The organism is Psychromonas sp. MB-3u-54, from assembly GCF_002836415.1.
In the GTDB taxonomy this organism is placed as follows: Bacteria; Pseudomonadota; Gammaproteobacteria; order Enterobacterales; family Psychromonadaceae; genus Psychromonas.
This window is the reverse complement of sequence record NZ_PJBP01000084.1, coordinates 66033-84818: the sequence shown is the minus strand read 5'-3', so window position 1 is coordinate 84818 and position 18786 is coordinate 66033. Positions and strand designations below refer to the sequence as shown.

16 protein-coding genes and 2 pseudogenes are annotated in these 18786 nt (G+C 40.5%); 11 read left to right on the top strand and 7 right to left on the bottom strand.

Translation table 11 applies throughout. The annotated features are described in order from the left end of the window. The first annotated feature begins 571 nt into the window (after positions 1 to 571). The 4 genes from CXF72_RS01035 (at position 572) to CXF72_RS01020 (ending at position 3988) form a co-directional block, all read left to right on the top strand. A complete protein-coding gene (locus tag CXF72_RS01035) occupies positions 572 to 1489 on the top strand; it encodes a mechanosensitive ion channel family protein (RefSeq protein WP_232784841.1) in 918 nt (305 codons plus the stop codon). Between the two features lie 212 nt (positions 1490 to 1701). Further along, positions 1702 to 2235 carry an NADPH-dependent FMN reductase gene (locus CXF72_RS01030; protein WP_101036138.1) on the top strand — a complete coding sequence of 178 codons (534 nt, stop codon included), beginning with the start codon at positions 1702 to 1704 and terminating at the stop codon, positions 2233 to 2235. A 105-nt stretch (positions 2236 to 2340) separates the two neighbouring features. Continuing rightward, entirely contained in the window at positions 2341 to 2868 is a 528-nt protein-coding gene (locus tag CXF72_RS01025) for a DUF4136 domain-containing protein (protein WP_101036137.1), read from the top strand. A gap of 214 nt (positions 2869 to 3082) precedes the next feature. Beyond that, positions 3083 to 3988: a ChaN family lipoprotein gene (locus CXF72_RS01020; protein WP_232784840.1), complete on the top strand. Its 906-nt coding sequence runs from the start codon at positions 3083 to 3085 to the stop codon at positions 3986 to 3988. Between the two features lie 123 nt (positions 3989 to 4111). On the opposite strand, the gene CXF72_RS01015 is transcribed toward CXF72_RS01020, so the two are convergent. Further along, positions 4112 to 4894 carry a DUF2189 domain-containing protein gene (locus CXF72_RS01015; RefSeq protein ID WP_101036135.1) on the bottom strand — a complete coding sequence of 261 codons (783 nt, stop codon included), beginning with the start codon at positions 4892 to 4894 and terminating at the stop codon, positions 4112 to 4114. Positions 4895 to 5521: 627 nt separating this feature from the next. Here CXF72_RS01015 and CXF72_RS01010 point away from each other — a divergent pair. The 3 genes from CXF72_RS01010 to CXF72_RS01000 all read left to right on the top strand — a co-directional run bounded on the left by CXF72_RS01010 (position 5522) and on the right by CXF72_RS01000 (position 9790). Further along, positions 5522 to 6892 (top strand): class II fumarate hydratase, encoded by a 1371-nt coding sequence (locus tag CXF72_RS01010; protein ID WP_101036134.1) that lies wholly within the window; start codon positions 5522 to 5524, stop codon positions 6890 to 6892. Between the two features lie 376 nt (positions 6893 to 7268). After that, the gene (locus CXF72_RS01005; protein WP_101036133.1) at positions 7269 to 8756 is read left to right on the top strand and encodes a glutamate-cysteine ligase family protein; all 1488 of its coding nucleotides are present in this window, start codon (positions 7269 to 7271) and stop codon (positions 8754 to 8756) included. Beyond that, positions 8753 to 9790 carry a succinylglutamate desuccinylase/aspartoacylase domain-containing protein gene (locus CXF72_RS01000; protein WP_101036132.1) on the top strand — a complete coding sequence of 346 codons (1038 nt, stop codon included), beginning with the start codon at positions 8753 to 8755 and terminating at the stop codon, positions 9788 to 9790. Before CXF72_RS01005 ends, CXF72_RS01000 begins: the two co-directional genes overlap by 4 nt. A 73-nt stretch (positions 9791 to 9863) precedes the next feature. Here the strand turns inward: CXF72_RS01000 and CXF72_RS00995 are convergent, their stop codons facing one another. Further along, positions 9864 to 10517, bottom strand: coding sequence for a glutathione S-transferase (locus CXF72_RS00995; RefSeq protein WP_101036131.1), 654 nt, complete (start codon positions 10515 to 10517; stop codon positions 9864 to 9866). Positions 10518 to 10772: 255 nt separating this feature from the next. Here CXF72_RS00995 and CXF72_RS00990 point away from each other — a divergent pair, with 255 nt between their 5' ends. Continuing rightward, entirely contained in the window at positions 10773 to 11249 is a 477-nt protein-coding gene (locus tag CXF72_RS00990) for a VF530 family DNA-binding protein (protein ID WP_101036130.1), read from the top strand. A 102-nt stretch (positions 11250 to 11351) separates the two neighbouring features. On the opposite strand, the gene CXF72_RS00985 is transcribed toward CXF72_RS00990, so the two are convergent. The 4 genes and pseudogenes from CXF72_RS00985 to CXF72_RS00970 all read right to left on the bottom strand — a co-directional run. Beyond that, positions 11352 to 12209: an MBL fold metallo-hydrolase gene (locus tag CXF72_RS00985; protein ID WP_101036129.1), complete on the bottom strand. Its 858-nt coding sequence runs from the start codon at positions 12207 to 12209 to the stop codon at positions 11352 to 11354. A 507-nt stretch (positions 12210 to 12716) separates the two neighbouring features. Then, a complete protein-coding gene (locus CXF72_RS00980) occupies positions 12717 to 14432 on the bottom strand; it encodes an NAD-dependent malic enzyme (RefSeq protein WP_101036128.1) in 1716 nt (571 codons plus the stop codon). Between the two features lie 212 nt (positions 14433 to 14644). Continuing rightward, positions 14645 to 15026, bottom strand: a pseudogene (locus CXF72_RS19705) (MFS transporter); the annotation flags it as partial. A 161-nt stretch (positions 15027 to 15187) separates the two neighbouring features. After that, positions 15188 to 15369, bottom strand: a pseudogene (locus CXF72_RS00970) (IS30 family transposase); the annotation flags it as partial. Between the two features lie 391 nt (positions 15370 to 15760). Between CXF72_RS00970 and CXF72_RS19700 the strand changes: the two are divergent. The 3 genes from CXF72_RS19700 (at position 15761) to CXF72_RS00955 (ending at position 18245) form a co-directional block, all read left to right on the top strand. Continuing rightward, positions 15761 to 16015, top strand: a complete 255-nt coding sequence (locus tag CXF72_RS19700; RefSeq protein WP_332870217.1) for a hypothetical protein — start codon at positions 15761 to 15763, stop codon at positions 16013 to 16015. Next, positions 16012 to 17163: an ABC transporter substrate binding protein gene (locus CXF72_RS00960; RefSeq protein WP_101036126.1), complete on the top strand. Its 1152-nt coding sequence runs from the start codon at positions 16012 to 16014 to the stop codon at positions 17161 to 17163. Before CXF72_RS19700 ends, CXF72_RS00960 begins: the two co-directional genes overlap by 4 nt. Positions 17164 to 17621: 458 nt before the next feature. Further along, entirely contained in the window at positions 17622 to 18245 is a 624-nt protein-coding gene (locus CXF72_RS00955; protein ID WP_101036125.1) for a DsbA family protein, read from the top strand. Between the two features lie 177 nt (positions 18246 to 18422). Here the strand turns inward: CXF72_RS00955 and CXF72_RS00950 are convergent, their stop codons facing one another. Then, complete coding sequence (locus CXF72_RS00950) at positions 18423 to 18677, bottom strand: YdcH family protein (RefSeq protein WP_101036124.1); 255 nt, start codon at positions 18675 to 18677, stop codon at positions 18423 to 18425. Between the last annotated feature and the right edge of the window lie 109 nt (positions 18678 to 18786).

Below are 18786 nucleotides of genomic sequence, written 5' to 3'. Positions count from 1 at the left end.
AAAGCATAGTGCAATATTTTTTAATTTTTTATAATAATGAACGCTAAAAAAGTTTGTCTGGTAGTTCTTTTTCTGTCGGGGTAATAGCCATGTTAATGCTGTCTTTATCAACTACAATTTACCTGTATTTAGACTAAAACAGGGTGTTTTTTCTTTTAAATAACAGGCAATAAATTGAGGGAATATATGCAGTTGTCCGATCAAGTCGTTAATGTTTTTTTTGCGTCTCTGCCTTCCTTGGGCATCTTTGTTTTAGCTGTGCTGATCATAGCGGGATGCCATTGGTTTTTTCTTGCGCGGCATCCCGAATTGGGTAATGAACGAAAATTTCCCATCCAGATTTTAATGTTGGTGCTGACTATTATCTCGGTGTTAGCTGTTGTTATACCAAAAAAATTAATGAAGTGATCAATGATTGCGAAGGAAAAATCAGCACTAATAAGGCGTGAGTTGCATTCGATCATTATTCTCACTTCACAAAAATCGTCTGGAACGATTTTGAACAGCTTTAGCTGACCACAAAGTGGTGAAGAACAGGATGTTCTGAATAAAACTCTCAACGCAGTTAGGGATGATTTTAACCAGCAAGGGTGATCACCTTTTTAGTTCTTTTGGTATTATTACCTTACCTGTAAACGAAAGTGCTCGTAACCAGATAATGGGGCTAATTGGTATTCTCCTGTCGGGCATTATTGCGTTCTCATCAACCAATGTTATCTCAAACTTAATGTCCGGGGTTTTGCTGCGCATAACAAAACCTTTCCAAACAAGCGATTTTATACGCGTAGGTGATTTTTTTGGTCGCGTGGCCGAGCGTGGTTTATTCGACACGGAAATTCAATCGGAAAAACGGGAATTTATCGCTTTACCTAATACATATCTGGTTAACAACCCGGTCTCTACCATTCGTAAGTCAGGCACTCTTGTGTCAGCGACCTTGTCATTAGGATACGATCTTCACCATTTACAGATTGAACCTTTACTTATCAAAGCGGCAGAGGAAAGTGGACTTGATAGCCCCTTTGTTTATATTATTGAACTTGGCAATTTTTCGATCACTTACCGAATTTCAGGGTTACTGATCGAGGTCAAAGGACTGCTTACCGCCCGATCAAATCTATTCCGAAGTGTTCTGGAAACCTTACACAGTGAAGGCATAGAAATAATGTCGCCTGCTCTTATGAATCAACGTAAAATGGATGATGATAAGAAGATTATTCCAACCTTTGTACACGCAGCGGCGGATAAAAAGATTGTCGATGCGGAAGGCATTGTTTTTGATAAAGCAGAGCAGGCCGCACAGATAGAAGATGAAAAAAACAACTTAATGGACGGTATAAAAAATTTAGAAAGTACCCTAAAAAACACGCTGGATGAAAATAGGCCGCAACTGATCGCGAGTATAAAAAAGAAACGAGAACGGCTTGATGTTGTTGATAATACAGAAGTTGAAGAAAACAGTCCGGGCAGCGCAATAAAAACTGACTAACTGCAACGCTTGCTTTCGTTAACCTAATCAGGAATATTATCTTTATATATTTAGCCATGCATGCTGCTTAGTCGGCAATGTTTTTGTTGGTTTCTTTGCCTGAAAATAGAAAAAATAGGATAGTTGCATATACTTATTTGTATCTAACACTGGTGTCTTTAGAGGGACCTGTTATAACTTGTTTATCAATTGAATATGTTAGGAAAATACACATGAAAATTATTGGATTTGCTGCAACTAACCACAAGAAATCTATTAACTATCAAATTGTGAAATATGCCAGTGGTTTTTTAAAAAATCATCAGGTTGAAATCTTAGATTTAAATGATTATGAGCTGCCCTTATATAGCCAAGATAAAGAAGAAGAAATAGGACACCCTGAAATCGCAAAAGCATTTTTAAATAAGTTGTCAGCCTGTGATGGGATTGTCATCTCTTTTGCCGAGCATAATGGTTCCTACACAACGGCTTATAAAAACTTATTTGACTGGTGCTCGCGCATAGAGCCGAAAATTTTCCAAAATAAACCCATGGTTTTGTTGTCCACCTCACCGGGTGCCAGAGGCGGGGCAAGCGTCTTAGCAACCGCGGTGCAGGCCGCTCCCTATTTTAACGGACGGGTTAAAGCGAGCTTATCAATACCCAGTTTTTTTGACAATTTTGATGTTAAAAAGCAACTGTTGATCCATCCTGAGTTGAATGAACAGCTTAAAGATGCAATCAGTCATTTAAATCATTTAAAATAATAGGCCGCTCTTTATTGTTTTTTTTATCGATAATAGTACAAGGGCAGGTGACGAGTTAACAGCTTACTGTTAAAAAATATTGTTGAATTTACCCTTGGAGTCTTTATGTCACGTATTATTATATTGGTTTTACTCAGTTTATCTGTGTTAGCTTGCAGCGTAAAACCTGCAACTGATTACGTGATAGACCATGATTTTTCGCAGTATCAACATTTTGCATTTGTTGCCACCCCCAAAGATGGGCTCGTTAGTATAGACAGTCCGCGAATAGAACATGCATTAATTACCTCACTAGGCGAAAAAGGGATCCGTCAAACAACCAAGGAGCAAGCTGATTTATTGGTTAATTATCATATAGACAGCGCGACTGAACTTGAATCATATGGCAGTCAGATAGGGGTTGGAATCTTTAGCGGTGGAGGTAGTATCGGCATGAGAAGTCCTATTCGTTACCGCGAACGTCACTACGGTAAGTTAGTCATCGAATTCTTGAATCCAACCAGCCAATCAATCGTATGGCGTTCTATTTCTCAAAGCCCGTTGCTTGAGACAATGGGAACGGTTAAACGTGCGGAATTTATTACTGTTCAAATTGAATTAATGCTCAGTAATTTCCCTCCAAAGGATAAATAAAAGCTTTTTTACGCTTATCTGATAGCAGATATAATCACTGCCTTTATTCAAGACGCTATTTATTGATAAAATGCCGGTTTTACAATTTTAAAAATGCCGGCGGTAAACTTGCCGGACGGTTATCAGGAGGTCACTTATTTTTTATTTCCACACTTACATAAGATGCTGTATCAATTTAGGCTTATTAATAATGTTATCCGGCTGTGCTTCTTTTATGGCACAAAAATCTTCACTTTCCACTCAGCCGACAGCTATCACTACCTATTTTGACTATCGGATAGTCTCGCCAGACAAGAAAACTATTACCCTTCAGGATTTGTCGCATCAGGTAAAAAATGCGGACGTGGTGTTGATCGGCGAGTGGCATACTCACAGTGCTATTCATCGTTTTGAGACGGATCTACTGAAAGCACTATTTTTTCAGAATCCTAATGTAACACTCTCTATGGAGCAATTTTCGCGCGACAGCCAAGAAGTTGTGAATCAATATCTTGCGGGGGAAATTGGAGAAACAACCTTGATAATGCAAGCTAACGCGTGGCCGAATTACGAAAGTGATTACCGTCCTCTCGTTGAATTCGCTAAATTGAATAAACTTGATCTTATTGCCAGCAATGCACCTAATAACATTGTCAGTTGTATCGGAAGAGAGGGGCTTGATTATATTAATAGACTACCTGCAAAACAGAGGATTTGGCTAGCCGAGCGTATTTTCACAAAACCCTCTGCATATAAAAATCTATTTCTGGCCTCAATGCATCATGGTAATGAAATACAAAATAACCAACAATTTGCAGCGCAAATGGCCTGGGATGAGACAATGGCGGAAAGTATCGTACGCTATTTAGGAGTGCATCCTGACAAACAGGTTATGCACATTGCCGGTAACTTCCATGTTGAAAATGGCCTTGGGATTGCGGCTGGCATTCTGCGTAGAGAAGCTGATTTAAAGGTAGTGATAGTGACACCGGTCAGTGCCGAACGAGCGCTGGATAAAGGCATTGGCGATTACCGCCTACAGGTTATACCTCCGCCGCAAAAATTCGTAAAAAGCGATAATAGGATAACTTATTTTAAGTCACTTGCTGTGCGTAATAACAATTTACAATGCCTTCAATAGGTCCTGACTTTATTCGCTGAAAGCATGTTGAGGGAGAAACCCCGTGAGTGATCCTCCTTCAACATTAGCTTAATGATTTAACGGCAGAGAAAGTGAACCGTAAGAATGATCGGCAATTAATGGTCATTCATAGATGCGTTTCTTTTTCGTTTTGATAACCGCAATATAAGCATGCCAACTGGAAAAAGCAAGAATCGGCATAATCACGATAAAACCTACCGCAGAGGTTAAAAATCCCAGAAACACAAAAATAATCAGTATTAATCCCCACACTAACATGGCATAAAAATTATTTATTACTGCTCTGGTTGATGTAAATATTGCCGTCATAATATCAACTTTACGTTCCAGTAAAATTTGTGGCGTAAAGGCTGAAAGAACCAGAACGGCGACTAAGATGACTGCGCCTAAGACAGTACCCAAGCTTAAAAAAGCCAATAATTCTTCAAATGTCGGATTAAGTGAAGCGGGATAAAGCGCATAAACGAGCACCGCAATGCGCAGCCAGGCCGTCATAATAAGCAGTATAATAACGGCAAATGCCCATGCGCCAACGGGATTACGAAACATCGACTTAACACTATGAGAAAAAGAGGGTTTATGACCTTTTTCTAACTCCCAAGAAATATCATAGAGTGCCGCGGCAAAGACTGGAGCAATCAAGGTAAAGGTAATAGTCATGCTTATATTGATAAGATGGTTATCTGTTTCACGGTAAAGATACATAATAACAACCGGTATTAAACTGAAAATCACGCCATAAACAAGGCTAATTAACGGTGCGGCGATAAAATCTTTTGCGCCCAGTGATAACCAATGGAAAGGGGCAAAAATTTCAACTTTATTGCTTTCTATGGTGCGCGCATATTCATGGTTGTGCTCTTTATTAGTTGGACTTAACGGCATACTATTCTCCTATGGACAGCAGGTTTTACCAAAGAAATTAATCAAGTGATCAAGTACTGCACAGAAAAATCAACCCTAACAAGGGTGGGTTGCATTCGAAGGTTATTCTGAATAAAATTCACAATGCAGTTAGAGTTTATTTTAACAAGCTAGACTGATCCCCATTTTAGTTCTTTTGGTATTATATTCGTTACTATTCGTTTAGCACTATAGTTCACCTTTAAAACATGACACATAGCACTTTAAATTTCATCAGTTCTAAGTTAATGAAATCCTATCTGATGAATAACATCGTTTTAGCTTGTGCAGCTAGGTTTTAAAGTGAGACAAATAAAAATTCAAACAGAGCATGGTTTATGATCTATCTTCTGATCCCTTATTCATTGATTTATAAAAGAATAGACCAGTATGCTAGAAAATAGAAAAAAGATTGTGATCACCCGCTTTTTTATTCTGGTTTAATTATTGGGATCATTAAACTCATTTGATGAGGCTGGTGTTGATTCGTTCTCTTTATAAATAAAATGCACGTTATGAGTGGGATAACCGAGCAATAAACCATAATAGAGTATGCACCGATTTAAACATTTTTTAACAACTTGTTATATTCAAATAAAGGACGGCACTATGAGCAGTTTTAGAAATGAAAGCGACAGTCTGGGGAATATTGATGTTCCTGAGGACGCACTTTATGGCGCACAAACCCAACGAGCAATAAACAACTTCCCGATCAGTGGCCTAACCCTTCCAAAACGCTTTATTCAGGCATTGGCTTTACTCAAAAAATCTGCTGCACAGGCTAATTTAGAATTAGGCTTGCTCGACCAGAAGAGAGCCGATGGTATTATCCACAGCGCAAACTTGATTGCCTCGGGCAAACACTCGAATCAGTTTCCTGTTGATGTATTTCAAACCGGCTCCGGTACCAGTACCAATATGAATATGAATGAGGTGATCGCAACACTTGCGGGCAATGCCATTGACGCCAATGATCACGTTAATATGGGACAAAGCAGCAACGATGTTATTCCAAGTACTATCCATATTAGTGCCGCTATTGCACTCAGTAATCACCTTTTACCTGCCTTAAAGCACCTGCATAAAACCATTCTAAATAAATCCGTTAGTGTAAGCGAACATATTAAAACCGGGCGTACTCACTTGATGGATGCTATGCCCGTCAGCATGGGTCAGGAACTATCCGGTTGGGCGGGGCAAATTGAGCAAGGAATAGCAGGACTGGAATCGGTGCGCAATCGCTTACATCGTTTAGCCCTAGGTGGCACAGCCGTGGGAACAGGCATCAATACCCATCCCGACTTTGCGCAAACTTTTTGCGCTGCGTTAACGAAAGATACCGGGCTTAAATTTGAGCCGAGTGATAATTTTTTTGCAAGTTTAGCCGGTCAAGATGTGGCTGTGGCATTATCCGGGCAATTAAAAGTGGTTGCGGTGAGTTTAATGAAAATAGCCAATGATTTACGTTGGATGAACTCGGGCCCGTTAAGCGGTATCGGGGAAATTGAGCTTGAAGCATTGCAGCCGGGCTCATCAATCATGCCGGGTAAGGTAAATCCGGTTATACCTGAAGCGGTCGCAATGGTCTCTGCACAGGTCATAGGTAATGATGCGACCATCACTATTGCGGGGCAATCGGGTAATTTTGAGCTTAACGTTATGTTACCTGTGATTGCTTATAATCTGCTGGAAAGTGTGGAGATACTGGCGAATTCAGCGAGCTTGCTGGGCGATAAAGCGATCGCAGGTTTTATTGTCAAAACGGATAAACTGCAGCAGTCGTTGGCCCGAAATCCTATCTTAGTGACCGCCCTTAACCCTATTATTGGTTATGCGAAAGCCGCTGAAATTGCCAAAAAGGCTTATCAGAGCGGCCGAAATATTATTGACGTGGCAGAGGAGGAAACCGAGATCAGTCGTGAGCAATTAATTGAAATTTTGGATCCTATTGCGCTCACCACGGGAGGCATTCGTAAATAACTGAGCAGCCGCCGCTAAAGGATACCTTAATATTTTTTAGCCAAAAAAGTTGTCCATTACAGGTTCATCTCACTCCAATTTCAGGGTTAATTTGTTGACCAGCGCAGATTAGCCCGTCACGCTTGACTCTCCGTGATACCAGTTGTTATTCCATGATTATGTTTTACGAAAAATGTATCTTCACCGATAAAGACCGCAGCAATCTTTTTATTCTTCGATTGCCCAAAATTAATTGTATTTAATGCGCGATCTGAAAATTAAATTTTATACTGCAGATTCAATCTGAATGACATGCATCCTCTTCAAAAAAGACTATTCTTAGTCATAGTATCCACCACTATTAAATTCTCACCTACGGCCTCCTGAGGATCCTCATTTGGGAAAAGATATACAGCAAACCCAGTTTACGGCGCGGGACTTTGAGCAATACCGGAAACGCTTGAATGAAAGCCTAAAGGCATTAAAAACACTCTTAGCGCAACCGGAATTTGGGCGGGGTGCTCCTTCTTTTGGTGCCGAGTTAGAGCTTTATATTATCGATGCGCAAAGTGCTGCAAAACCAATCAATTTAGCCCTGCTTGATTTAGTTAATGATAAGCAGTTAACCTTGGAGTTAAACCGCTTTAATCTTGAATATAATTTTATGCCAGTGATGCAGAATAAATCCCCCTTCACAACAATAAAAAAACAGATGATTGAACTGCTTAACAGTCTGACCTATTCCGCAAAACAAATGCAGGCCAGAATATTGCCGATCGGTATTTTACCCACCCTGCAAGCTAAGGATCTCGGGCTTAACGCATTAACCGAGTTACCTCGCTACCATATTCTGGCAAAAACCTTGAGGCGTAAACGCGGTTCAGATTTTCATCTGCACATTCGCGGTGAAGATGTTTTAGATCTCCATTGGCCGGATATTACGGCAGAAGGTGCGGCAACTTCTTTTCAGTTTCACTACCGTGTTAATCCGAGTGATTTTGCCGATGCCTATAACGCCGCCCAGCTAACAATTCCTTTGGTGCTCGCTCTCTCAGCTAACTCCCCCTTCTTTTTAGGCCGAAAACTTTGGCATGAAACGCGCATTGCGTTGTTTAAACAGGCAACGGATTGTCGTACTCAATACGCTATAGATAAGCATTTCCCTGCGCGTGTATTTTATGGTTTTGGGTGGCTTCGTAGCGATGTTTACGATCTGTTTGCCGAAGCTGTTTACCTGTTTGACCCCATTTTTCCGGTTTGTTCTCAGGAAAATCCCTTTGCACAGCTAAGGGCGGGGCAAGCGCCTTCATTGAGCGAATTAAGATTACACGTGGGCAGTATTTGGAATTGGAACCGTCCTGTCTATGATCCGCTTGATAATGGGCATTTACGCATTGAGTTACGTGCACTTCCTGCCGGACCTAGCCCCGCAAATATGCTTGCAAGTGCTGCGCTGATGAGTGGTTTAATACGTGGTTTACAAGGGCACTTAATAAAAACATTGCCAGCTATTCCTTTTTATTATGCCGAAAAAAATTTTTATCGTGCAGCAAAACACGGTTTAAATGCTTGTTTATTTTGGCCGAATTTGAGAACCGGAAAACTGCAGGAACGCCCTGTAATCAGCATACTCAATGATTTACTTCCGTTTGCGGAAGATGGCCTATCTCAATTGGGCATTGAGGAAACTGAGATAAAACAGCAAATGGAGATTATTAACGCTGGACTCGAAAGCCGAATGAATGGGGCACAATGGCAAATTAATGTGTTCGATAAACTTATTCAAAGCGAAGATAGACAAACAGCCTTAGCACAATTAGTTGAGCTTTATTATAAACAATACCAAACGGGTAAAGCTGTCCATGAATGGAGTGAAAAAATTTGAGTAACTTAATATCGCAGGCTTTATATTTAAACTATTTGGAGAACCCGAATCCGGATGATTTTGGCGCATCGGTTGCAAGCTTTTTACATTATTTGCAAAAAGCCACCGCCATTTTTCTGACCGGTGAAGACTCAAGTAAAACGCGTGCAGTATGCACCTTACTGCATGGTAATGAGCCGTCGGGGATACAAGCTGTTTTTGATTATTTGAAAGCTAAAACAACACCAAGGTTTGATACCTTATTTATTATTGGATCGGTACAAGCCGCTTCCACTAACCCCCTTTTTTCTCAGCGAATGCTGGCCGGTAAACGTGATTTAAATCGCTGCTTTAGAGCCCCTTATTATGATCAGCAGGGACAAATAGCGAAAGCCATTTTAGACTTATTAAAAGAGGTTAAGCCAGAATGCCTGATTGATATTCATAATACTTCCGGATCTGGCCCGTCATTCGGGGTTGCCATTACCGAAGATGCAAACCACATTGCCATTACCTCGTTATTTACCAATGATCTGATTGTAACTGATTTACGCTTAGGTGCATTAATGGAGCAAAGTGAAGAAAATATGATCACCGTGACCATCGAATGTGGTGGCGCACAGGATCGATCCTCACAAATCATTGCTCATGAAGGATTACACCGTTATTTGTCTGCCGAACGGGTAATGGCTGATGTTAATGGTCAATACCCAATAAATATTTTTCACAATCCGATTCGATTAGAAACTAAAAACCAGGGTGAAGTGGCCTATGCTGAAGCGCCCTATGATGACGCTGTAATAACGTTGCCAGAGCAAGCCTATAAGTTTAACTATGGCATGCTGACCAGCGATGAGTTTATCGGTTATTTGAATCCGAATGGTTTCGCTCAATTGACGGCGATAGATCACTTGGGAAATGAGCGTCTCGATGAGTTTTTTGAGATGCGAGAAGGCAAACTATTCTGCCGTCATCCCATTAAAGTCTTTATGATGACAACCAACCCCTTTATCGCCAAAACCGACTGTCTTTTTTACTTTATAGGGAACAGTTGAGTGTACTTTTTGCCGAAGGACATCCCCGTTATGCAGGGGTGATTATTTTCATTTCGAAATATTCCGCCAGTTATTATTTTAAAGGAAATAACATTTCCTCTCGGTGATCTAACCATTGCGGGTATTTTGTCATTATTTTGCTGAATAGCGGGCTTTGGATATGGGTTTTAAGCCACAGTCGCAGATTTGGATAGGGCGCTTGTAAGTACCACTGGCGATCCGTTCGCGAAAATTGGCGAATAAAGGGTAGAATAGCAATATCAGCTAAGCTTGGTTTTTCGCCCATAATATAAGCTTGTGCAGTTAAACGTTGTTCCAATTCTGCAATAAATAATTCACATTTTTGGCGGTAGAATTGTTCCTCAATGTCATGGTAGCGGGCTGTCACTTTATATTTTTTCAGGTTATTTACAAACTCATTATCGTTTCTGCTTATCAAGTTAAGCATTTCCGATAAAGCCTCCGGTTGGTTCTTGTATAATAAGTCATCAGGATCATTTTTATCTAATGCCCAAATCATAATATCCAAGCTTTCATCGATAACAGATTGATGATCAGATATTAATACAGGTACAGTTCCTTTTACTGAAGCGCTTAACATCTCAACAGGTTTATTTTTCATCACAATATCACGTAATAAAACAGTTTGTTGTGCCAATAAAATAGCCGTTCTGGCGCGCATTGCATAAGGACAGCGATGTAAAGAATACAATATTGGATACGGCATATTTCTCCTGAACCCACTGCAAAATGAACTCATCGGTCAGTGGGAAAATAGCGCCTGCTTTATAAACAAAAAGCCAAGCATAAAATAAAAAACAGTGTGGATTATAATACCATAAGCTAACGCACTATTTTTACACTCGTTTAATGCTTAACTGCATTCCAGGCTACTTTTCTATGCATTTGTTTTTTGTTAGTGATTGTGAGCCACTAAGACGTATAATAACTGCCTTAAAATACAGTCCTATTAGGAACACCCATGATCAAAGAACAACAGAACAACCCGTTACACGGCCTTAAATTAGAAGTGCTACTGACTGAATTAGTTGAGTTTTACGGTTGGGAGATACTATCTACCGCTTTACGTTTTCATTGTTTTAAAACTAACCCTTCCATTGACGGTAGTCTCAAATTCCTTAGAAAGACGGAGTGGGCAAGAGCAAAATTAGAAGAGTTTTATTTATACCGTTTTAAACGCATGCCCAAACCAGATTCGGAAGAGTATGAATTAGCGCCTCGTGAGCGCGGTTTTGCACCGGGTATAGTAGCACGTGATCCGATGATTCTGACGGTAGAATCAATAGAGCTTTCCCAGGCCAAGGCTGCCTCGAACTTTAAGGCTAAAACACAGCAGCATGATAAAGTGTCTCATAAGCGAGAACACGGAACTGATCGTAAAACAAACAAAACTGAGCCTGCATATGATCCTAGTAATCCTTGGGGAAAACTAAAATAATATCCTTATTTGGGTTTTGATTATGAGCGGCTTTAAGGCATAAAAAATGTCTTTATAATCCGTTGTGCTCAGTAATTTAGCATCTTTACAGTCTTTATTACCTTAAAGCTGGTTAACAGGTGTTAACAGGTATGAAATACCATTAGAGGCGGGTTCTGGAAAGCGTCCGGCCCGCATGTTGATTTGAACGGAAGGAAGAAACAAACGGGGGAGAGATAATTTTTTGTCTCGTTGTTTCCTAAAATCTACAAATTCAGCTTCGCTAACACCATTGGCTAAGTGCACATTCATTCTCTGCTGCCCAATACTGCTCTGCCAAGCGAACTCTTCTCGCTCCGGGGTTTTATAATCATGGCATGTAAAAACGCGGGTTTGATCCGGTAGTTTTAATAGTTTTTGAATAGAACGGTATAGCGTCTGTGCATTTCCACCTGGAAAATCAGCTCTAGCTGTGCCGTAATCAGGCATAAATAAAGTATCGCCTACGAACAGCGCGTCTTCGATCAGGTAACTCATACAGGCGGAGGTGTGGCCCGGTGTGTGTATTGCGTGAAGACTTAATTGACCGATATTAAGACATTCCTGATCGCGAATAAGTTTATCAAATAGTTCTCCGTTTTTCGCAAAACTGGCGGGAGCATTAAACAATTTGGTAAATATTTTCTGTACTTCGGTGACATGTTCGCCAATTGCTATTTTTCCTCCAAGTTGGCTTTGGATGTAAGCGGCGGCGCTTATATGGTCTGCATGTATGTGGGTTTCCAAAATCCATTGTAAGGTAAACTGCTGCACGTTTAGGTAATCAATAATGAGATCAGCCGACACAGTATTGGTTCGGCCTGAGCTTAGGTCAAATCCCATCACGCTATCAATGACAGCACATTTTTTGCTTGTCGAATCAGCAATTACATAGGAGACCGTATTAGTTTCCTGATCAAAAAAACTTTCCACTAGCACCATCGTATACTCCATAAATCAACTGAATTTAAAGGTTAAAAATAACATAAATATAAGGTAGATAAAATAGCTGTTGTTGATTACATATTAGCGATTTGTGTTTATAAAGACAGGATTGCGGTATTTTTTATGATAAGATTTTTTAAGTCAGAGAGAATACTAAATCCATTAATTTTCTGCTCATTTATGCGAGTTAAAACATATCCTAGCGAGACATAAAACGTCGTTTTAGTCTTTGTGCTTGATTTGATTAATAACATCCTGTTATTCCCCCCTTCGTGGCCAGCTAAAGCTGTTCAAAATCGTTCCATACAATTTTGTGTAATTAGAACAACTCGTTACTGCAATCAATGCCTTGCTTTGATGCGTTTTTCCGGTGCCTAAATATGAGTGGGTTTGGTATAAGTTGCGGGTTATAAAGCGTTTATTGGTAACCCAGGAGTTGAGTTTTGACGAAATAATAGGTTAGCCGTTAAAAAAAAGCCCTGTTAAATAACAGGGCTGGTGGTTTTAAGCTCTGCGATAGGGCAGGTATGCCGGTTCCCACATCCGTAATGCAAGTTCTTTAGTGATATCTTTATCACGTAGGAGACACTCCGGATCCGTTTGCTTAATTTGCTCAAGTATTGCCTTAGCAACATGGAGAGAAACATCTCTCAGCTCACTAATTTTTGGAAATACGCAACCTGCATCAAGATCTTCTTGTGACACATAATCGGCTAATGCAAAAGATGCAGTAGTAAACATATCCTTAGTGATTTTTTTCACTTCAGCTGTGATTGCTGCGAGCCCGACACCGGGGAAAATAAAGACGTTATTTCCTTGTCCGATGCGATAGAGACTGTCCTTAAAATGCAGATCATCAAAGGGACTGCCCGTTGCAACAATAGCTTGGCCATCGGACCACTTATAAATATCTTCCGGCACCGCTTCACAACAACTGGTCGGGTTAGAAAGCGGGAAGATCATAGGTCGTGGGGTATGATCTAACATTTTCTTAATATGATGCTCTTTAAATGCACCGCCCACACCACTGCAGCCTAATAAAACCGTAACGGGAACATTATCGATTAACTCCGTAAGGCCGACCTTATTGGTTTCTGCCAGTTGCCAATCTTTTGCTAACTCAATAGGTTTAGCAAAACGTTTTTTGTATTCATCTAAACCTTCTCTATCTGCAAAGACCACACCGCGGGAGTCGAGGATAAATATTCTATCGCGCGCCTCCTGGTGGGTTAGACCTTCCTTAAGTAAACCCGCAAAAATTTGATCGGCAACACCAACACCACCGGCTCCTGCGCCGTAAACAGCATAAATCTGATCGACTAATGTTTCACCTTTCATTTTTGTGGAACCAATGACTCCAGCCAGAACAACAGCGCCGGTGCCTTGTACGTCATCATTAAATGATGGCAATTCATCTTCGTAATCAGATAAATTATCAAAGGCGTTAGATTTACTGAAATCTTCCCATTGCAAAACGGCTTTTGGAAAATGTAATTTCACCTGTTCAACAAAGGTTTTAATAAACGCTTTATAAGGTTCACCTGTTAAACGTTTTTTGGGAATCCCTAAATACATAGGATCAGCAAGTAAATCCTGATTATCTGTCCCTATGTCTAATGCGATTGGCATGCAATGATCCGGGTGAATACCCGCACCTAAGGTATAAAGTGATAATTTACCAATCGGTATGCCCATTCCTCCAACGCCTTGATCGCCAATGCCAAGAATGCCCTGACTATCTGTTACAACGATAATTTGGATATCTTTACCTGTAAACTCTCGTGCCATGCTGCCGACATCATGAATATTATCCGTTGTTAAATAAAGTCCTCTGGCTATCTGAAATCGATGGCTGAATTCTTGACAGGCTTTACCTACCGTCGGGGTATAGATAATAGGCGTCATCTCTTCAATGTGACGTGAGATAAGTGCATAAAATAATGTTTCATTTCTATCTTGCAAGGCACGTAAATATTGGTACTTTTCAATATCCGTAGAGGAACTGCTAAATCCCTGGTAAACCCGTTTCAGTTGATCTTCAAAGGTTTGTACGCGTGGTGGTAAAAGACCATTAAGATCAAAATCTTCACGCTCTTGATAAGTAAATGCCGTACTCTTATTGAGCGTCCTATTGTTGAGTAATTCGTTTCCGGTAAGGGAAACAGGTCTAAAAACGTTACCTTCAGAATCTTCCCATTTTAAATATTTACCTTTACCCATTACGCTCTCCATTATTATTATAGTATTCGAATACTAGCGGCTAAGATAAAGCATTCGAATGAACTGAACTATACCCCGTAATATCATTAATAAAAGTATTAATGACCATGGGATAATTAAAATTTCTACCATTTACATCAGCAATTATTCGCTTTCATTTCTCACCATCAATAATTCTGCTTTTTTTGGTCAATATTTATACTGTGCGTTAATCAGTCGCACTTTTTATCTAATACTATACTCCTTTTTTTTGTCATCCAATGCCAATTAACTTCATTCTCTGGTGAGGGTGAAAGTGGAATCAGCAGCAGCGAGTATGCGGAAAAACCGGTTACGATGAAAACACGAGCGGTGGCAAATGCAGCCATAAAAGACCAAGCAGGGCAGGAATAATAACCGCGGGTGGTTGGTAACATATAATGCGGCTGCAAGTTTAGCGGGGTCAACAAAAGCGTAACCAACAAAGAGGATAATAAGTCCAATATATTCAATTGTTATTGCCCGTTGTTCTCCAATACGGGCAATAAAACGACCAATATCCGGCGCGAATAACAAATTGATGACGTAATTGATAAGAAATAGAGCGGTGATTTTTTACTGGTCTTAATGCAACATCATAAATATTTGAGCTTGCTTAATACGATAACCACGCTTACCTGTCTACCGGAAAATTCCCTGCTAATCGTTGCTTGGCTGATGATATTTGAGCTTGCTTAATACGATAACCACGCTTACCTGTATACCGAAAAATTCCCTGCTAATCGTTGCTTGGTTGATGATATTTGAGCTTGCTTAATACGATAACCACGCTTACCTGTATACCGAAAAATTCCCTGCTAATCGTTGCTTGGCTAACACTTAGTTGCTTTGCTATTTTATTTTGGCTCAACCCTGTCTTATTTAAGGCATAAATCTGGCATCGTTGTTGATTGGGTATTGGGTATTGGGTATTGGGTAATGGGTAATGGGTAATGGGTAATGGGTAATGGGTTATATGTTTGCATTGTTGCCTTTTTTGCCGAAAAAAAACGATTAGCCTCTACTTTGTCGGTTTTTCTTTAACCCTGTTGTCGGCCAGCCGCCCGACTGATTGAAATTTACAATATCCGCAGCGTCCTGCTGATCGGTCTTTTATTTTCGACACTCGGCTGCTGGGTACTGATTTAGGTTTAATAAGTACATTATTTGCGCGACTGATATCCGGTATTGGTCAAGCTCTTGTTTTTATTGCTGTTCAAGGTTATATACTGCGTTTCAGCACTCAAAATTATAAGATTCAGGCTGCCGGTATTATTGTTTTTTGCTTTAATGGTGGTTTTATTGCAGGTGTGGCTGTCGGTGCATTATTAGCTGATTATCTTGGTGATCAGGGAACCTTTACTTTGGCTGCCTGGATCGGTCTGTTTATGACACTGTTCAGTGTTCTATTACCGTCGATGCAAGCACAGAAAAAACGTCGGGGATCGATGCTGATTTGGTTTGGTGCTGAGCAGGCGATGTTTGTATTGGCTGCTTTCTTTATTCTCGCCTGTGTTTTATTCGCATTTTTTGATAAAAATTCAACTAAGGAAGTATGTGCATGATCAGAGTATTACTGATGCTTGTTTTATTATGGAACTCAAGTCTAATCGCCGCTGAGCAGTGGCCCGTTTGGCTGGGTGATGATTTAAAACCGCAGCAAAACAGCCACTGGCAGATAAAAACGACGGCACAGGGGGTTGAATTTATGCCGCTAGAATCGGCACCAAAAATATTAATGATCGTCTCTCGTCAGGCTAAATCCTATGATATTGCGCTAAAAAAATTACTGGAAATATACGCTCGTGAATTGCCGCAGGCACATATTCTGGTTAGAAAACTGCCGAGTCAACCCGGGGCCGATAACGTTGCAGCATTAATGAATATGCTTGCCGATGCAGAGAATAAAGTTGATCTGATTTACAGCATTGGTTCAACGGCCACTGTTGCAATGCGAAAGTCTTATACAGGCGGGAAAATTCCAGTCGTCTCAGTGAATGCGAAAGATCCTGTCTTATTAGGGCTGATCGATAATATCCATGGTTCCGGGGATAATTTTGCTTTTACCTCACTTAATTTACCGGCTTCGGTGACATTAAGATATATGCAGCGCTTTAAACCATCGCTTAAACAAATCGGCGTGCTCTATGCGAAAAATAATCAAAGTGCTTATGCTACCCAGTATCTGCCCCTGAAAAAAATTGCAGAAAAAAATGGGGTGAAGATTATTGACATTGTTGTCGATCGAGATGATCCATCGCTTGCCTTAGACGTGTCGATGGACAGGGCGATAAAGACGTTAAAAGAAGGCGATCCGACATTAAGCAGCAGCATATTATGGTTAACCGGCAGTTCAAGTTTACTGGCAAGAATGAAAGAAATTAACCTCTATGCCGGTAGTTTAGCGGTTATTTCCGCGGTACCCGATGTGGTTCGTAACAGAGCGGACAGTGCTTTAATGTCCTTTGGGGTAAGTTTTGTCAATAATGCTAATCAGGCCGGCTTGTACGGCTTACAGATTTTAAAAGGGAAAATAGCGCCCGGTGATCTGCCGGTTGGCCAGATTTTTCCTCCGGATATAGCGATCAATGTTGCGCAAGCACAGCGCATAAATCAAAAAATACCCTTTGTTTTAATGGAAATGGCCAGTGATGTATACGGTAACAACGGCAGTGTTATCCGTGTTAATGGTAAATCAATGCAGGAGCAATGAGTTTGTATATGTTATTAACTGCTCGACGTTTTTGTCTGATATTCGCCGCGATTTTGTGAGTGCTAATGCCTCTAGTGAAATTCGTCCTGAACGGTTATTACTAGAAGCCTATTCTCGGTCAGGCTCCTAGTGACTCAATAGTGGCAGCCGTACAACATGGTTTCTTTACCGGATTGCAAGGTACCCGGTGCGATAAATACGCCGCTCATTCTCTGTCGCTGATGAAACTGATCTTGAGCTTCTTCCGTCTGTCAGACGCGATGGATGTGTAAAGATAAAATAACAGTAACGCCATTTTTCGAATCCAACAAATACTGCTGGTTACATAATTCAGCTTTAAAAAAGGACGATAGATAAAGTAGTTAAGGGAATTTTGATTATTCAGTTATGATTGAGCTTCTTTATTAATGCGTATGCCGTATTAATATACTGCATTATTTCCTTAAGGAGATCCCGTTATGACTAGCAGTAAAAGCTGTTTCTATTATGTGCATGATCCGATGTGCAGTTGGTGCTGGGCACACTTGCCCGAATGGCAAAAATTAGAGGCGCATCTATCGAGGTTATTACCCGTTCAATATGTATTAGGGGGGCTGGCGCCCGACAGTGATCTGCCTATGCCCAGCGAACAGCAGCAGGCTATTCGTGGTTATTGGCAGAAAATTAACCATTTCCTCGGAACTGAATTTAACTACAATTTCTGGTCGGAAAATATCCCCAGACGCTCAACCTATCCTGCCTGCCGCGCCGTATTAGCGGCGAGCTGGCAAAATGCTGAGCATGATATGAATATTGCCCTGCAAAAAGCGTATTATTTAAGGGCGATGAATCCGTCGAATATTGATACACATCTTTTTTTGGCGAAAGAACTGGGCTTGAATATTAAACAGTTCAGTGAGGATTTAAGCTCGGAAAAATTGGAAAATGAATTTAAGCAACAGTTAGCATTAGCAGGGCGCTTACCTATTCAGGGCTTTCCTTCAATGGTCTTGTCGCATCAGGGGAATCTTCATCCCATTGCGCTAGATTATCAGGATCATCGCGGTGCACTGGCGCAAGTGAAGAAGATATTAGCAAGCTAAATAAGATATCTACTTGCGGATCTTATTGACTCGAAGATCAGGCTGTTTATTTGAGTGGGTATTAGATAATGAGCTAGAAATAGGAGCAGAACAAAGAAAAAAGCATCAAACTTTGATGCTCAGATCTTTATGCAGGTAATCAAAAAATCTTAATAGACAGCTTCAGGCAAACCGGCATTACTGATGACTGTTATGATGTGATGTTAATTGCAGATACAATAAATCTTTTAATGTCGCTCTCTGTTGTTTTAGTTGCCTGCTATGTTGATCATCCGTTGGTGTCCCTGCTATTTCCAGTTGGCGAATTTTATAATCCAGCTCGTGATATTGCTGTGATTTTTGCTTAAATAACGGATCGTGGTGGGTTAACTGAACAATGTCTTTTGTTAACTCTGGAAAGTCGATAATCATTGCATGGTTTTCATTTAACATATTGATCCCTCGTTATAAAAAAGTGAATTCAATACAGCATAGCACCACCTATCTCAGAATTTCCCGGGTTGCGTTGTTTTGTCGATCTGGGTAACAAAATATTATGCCG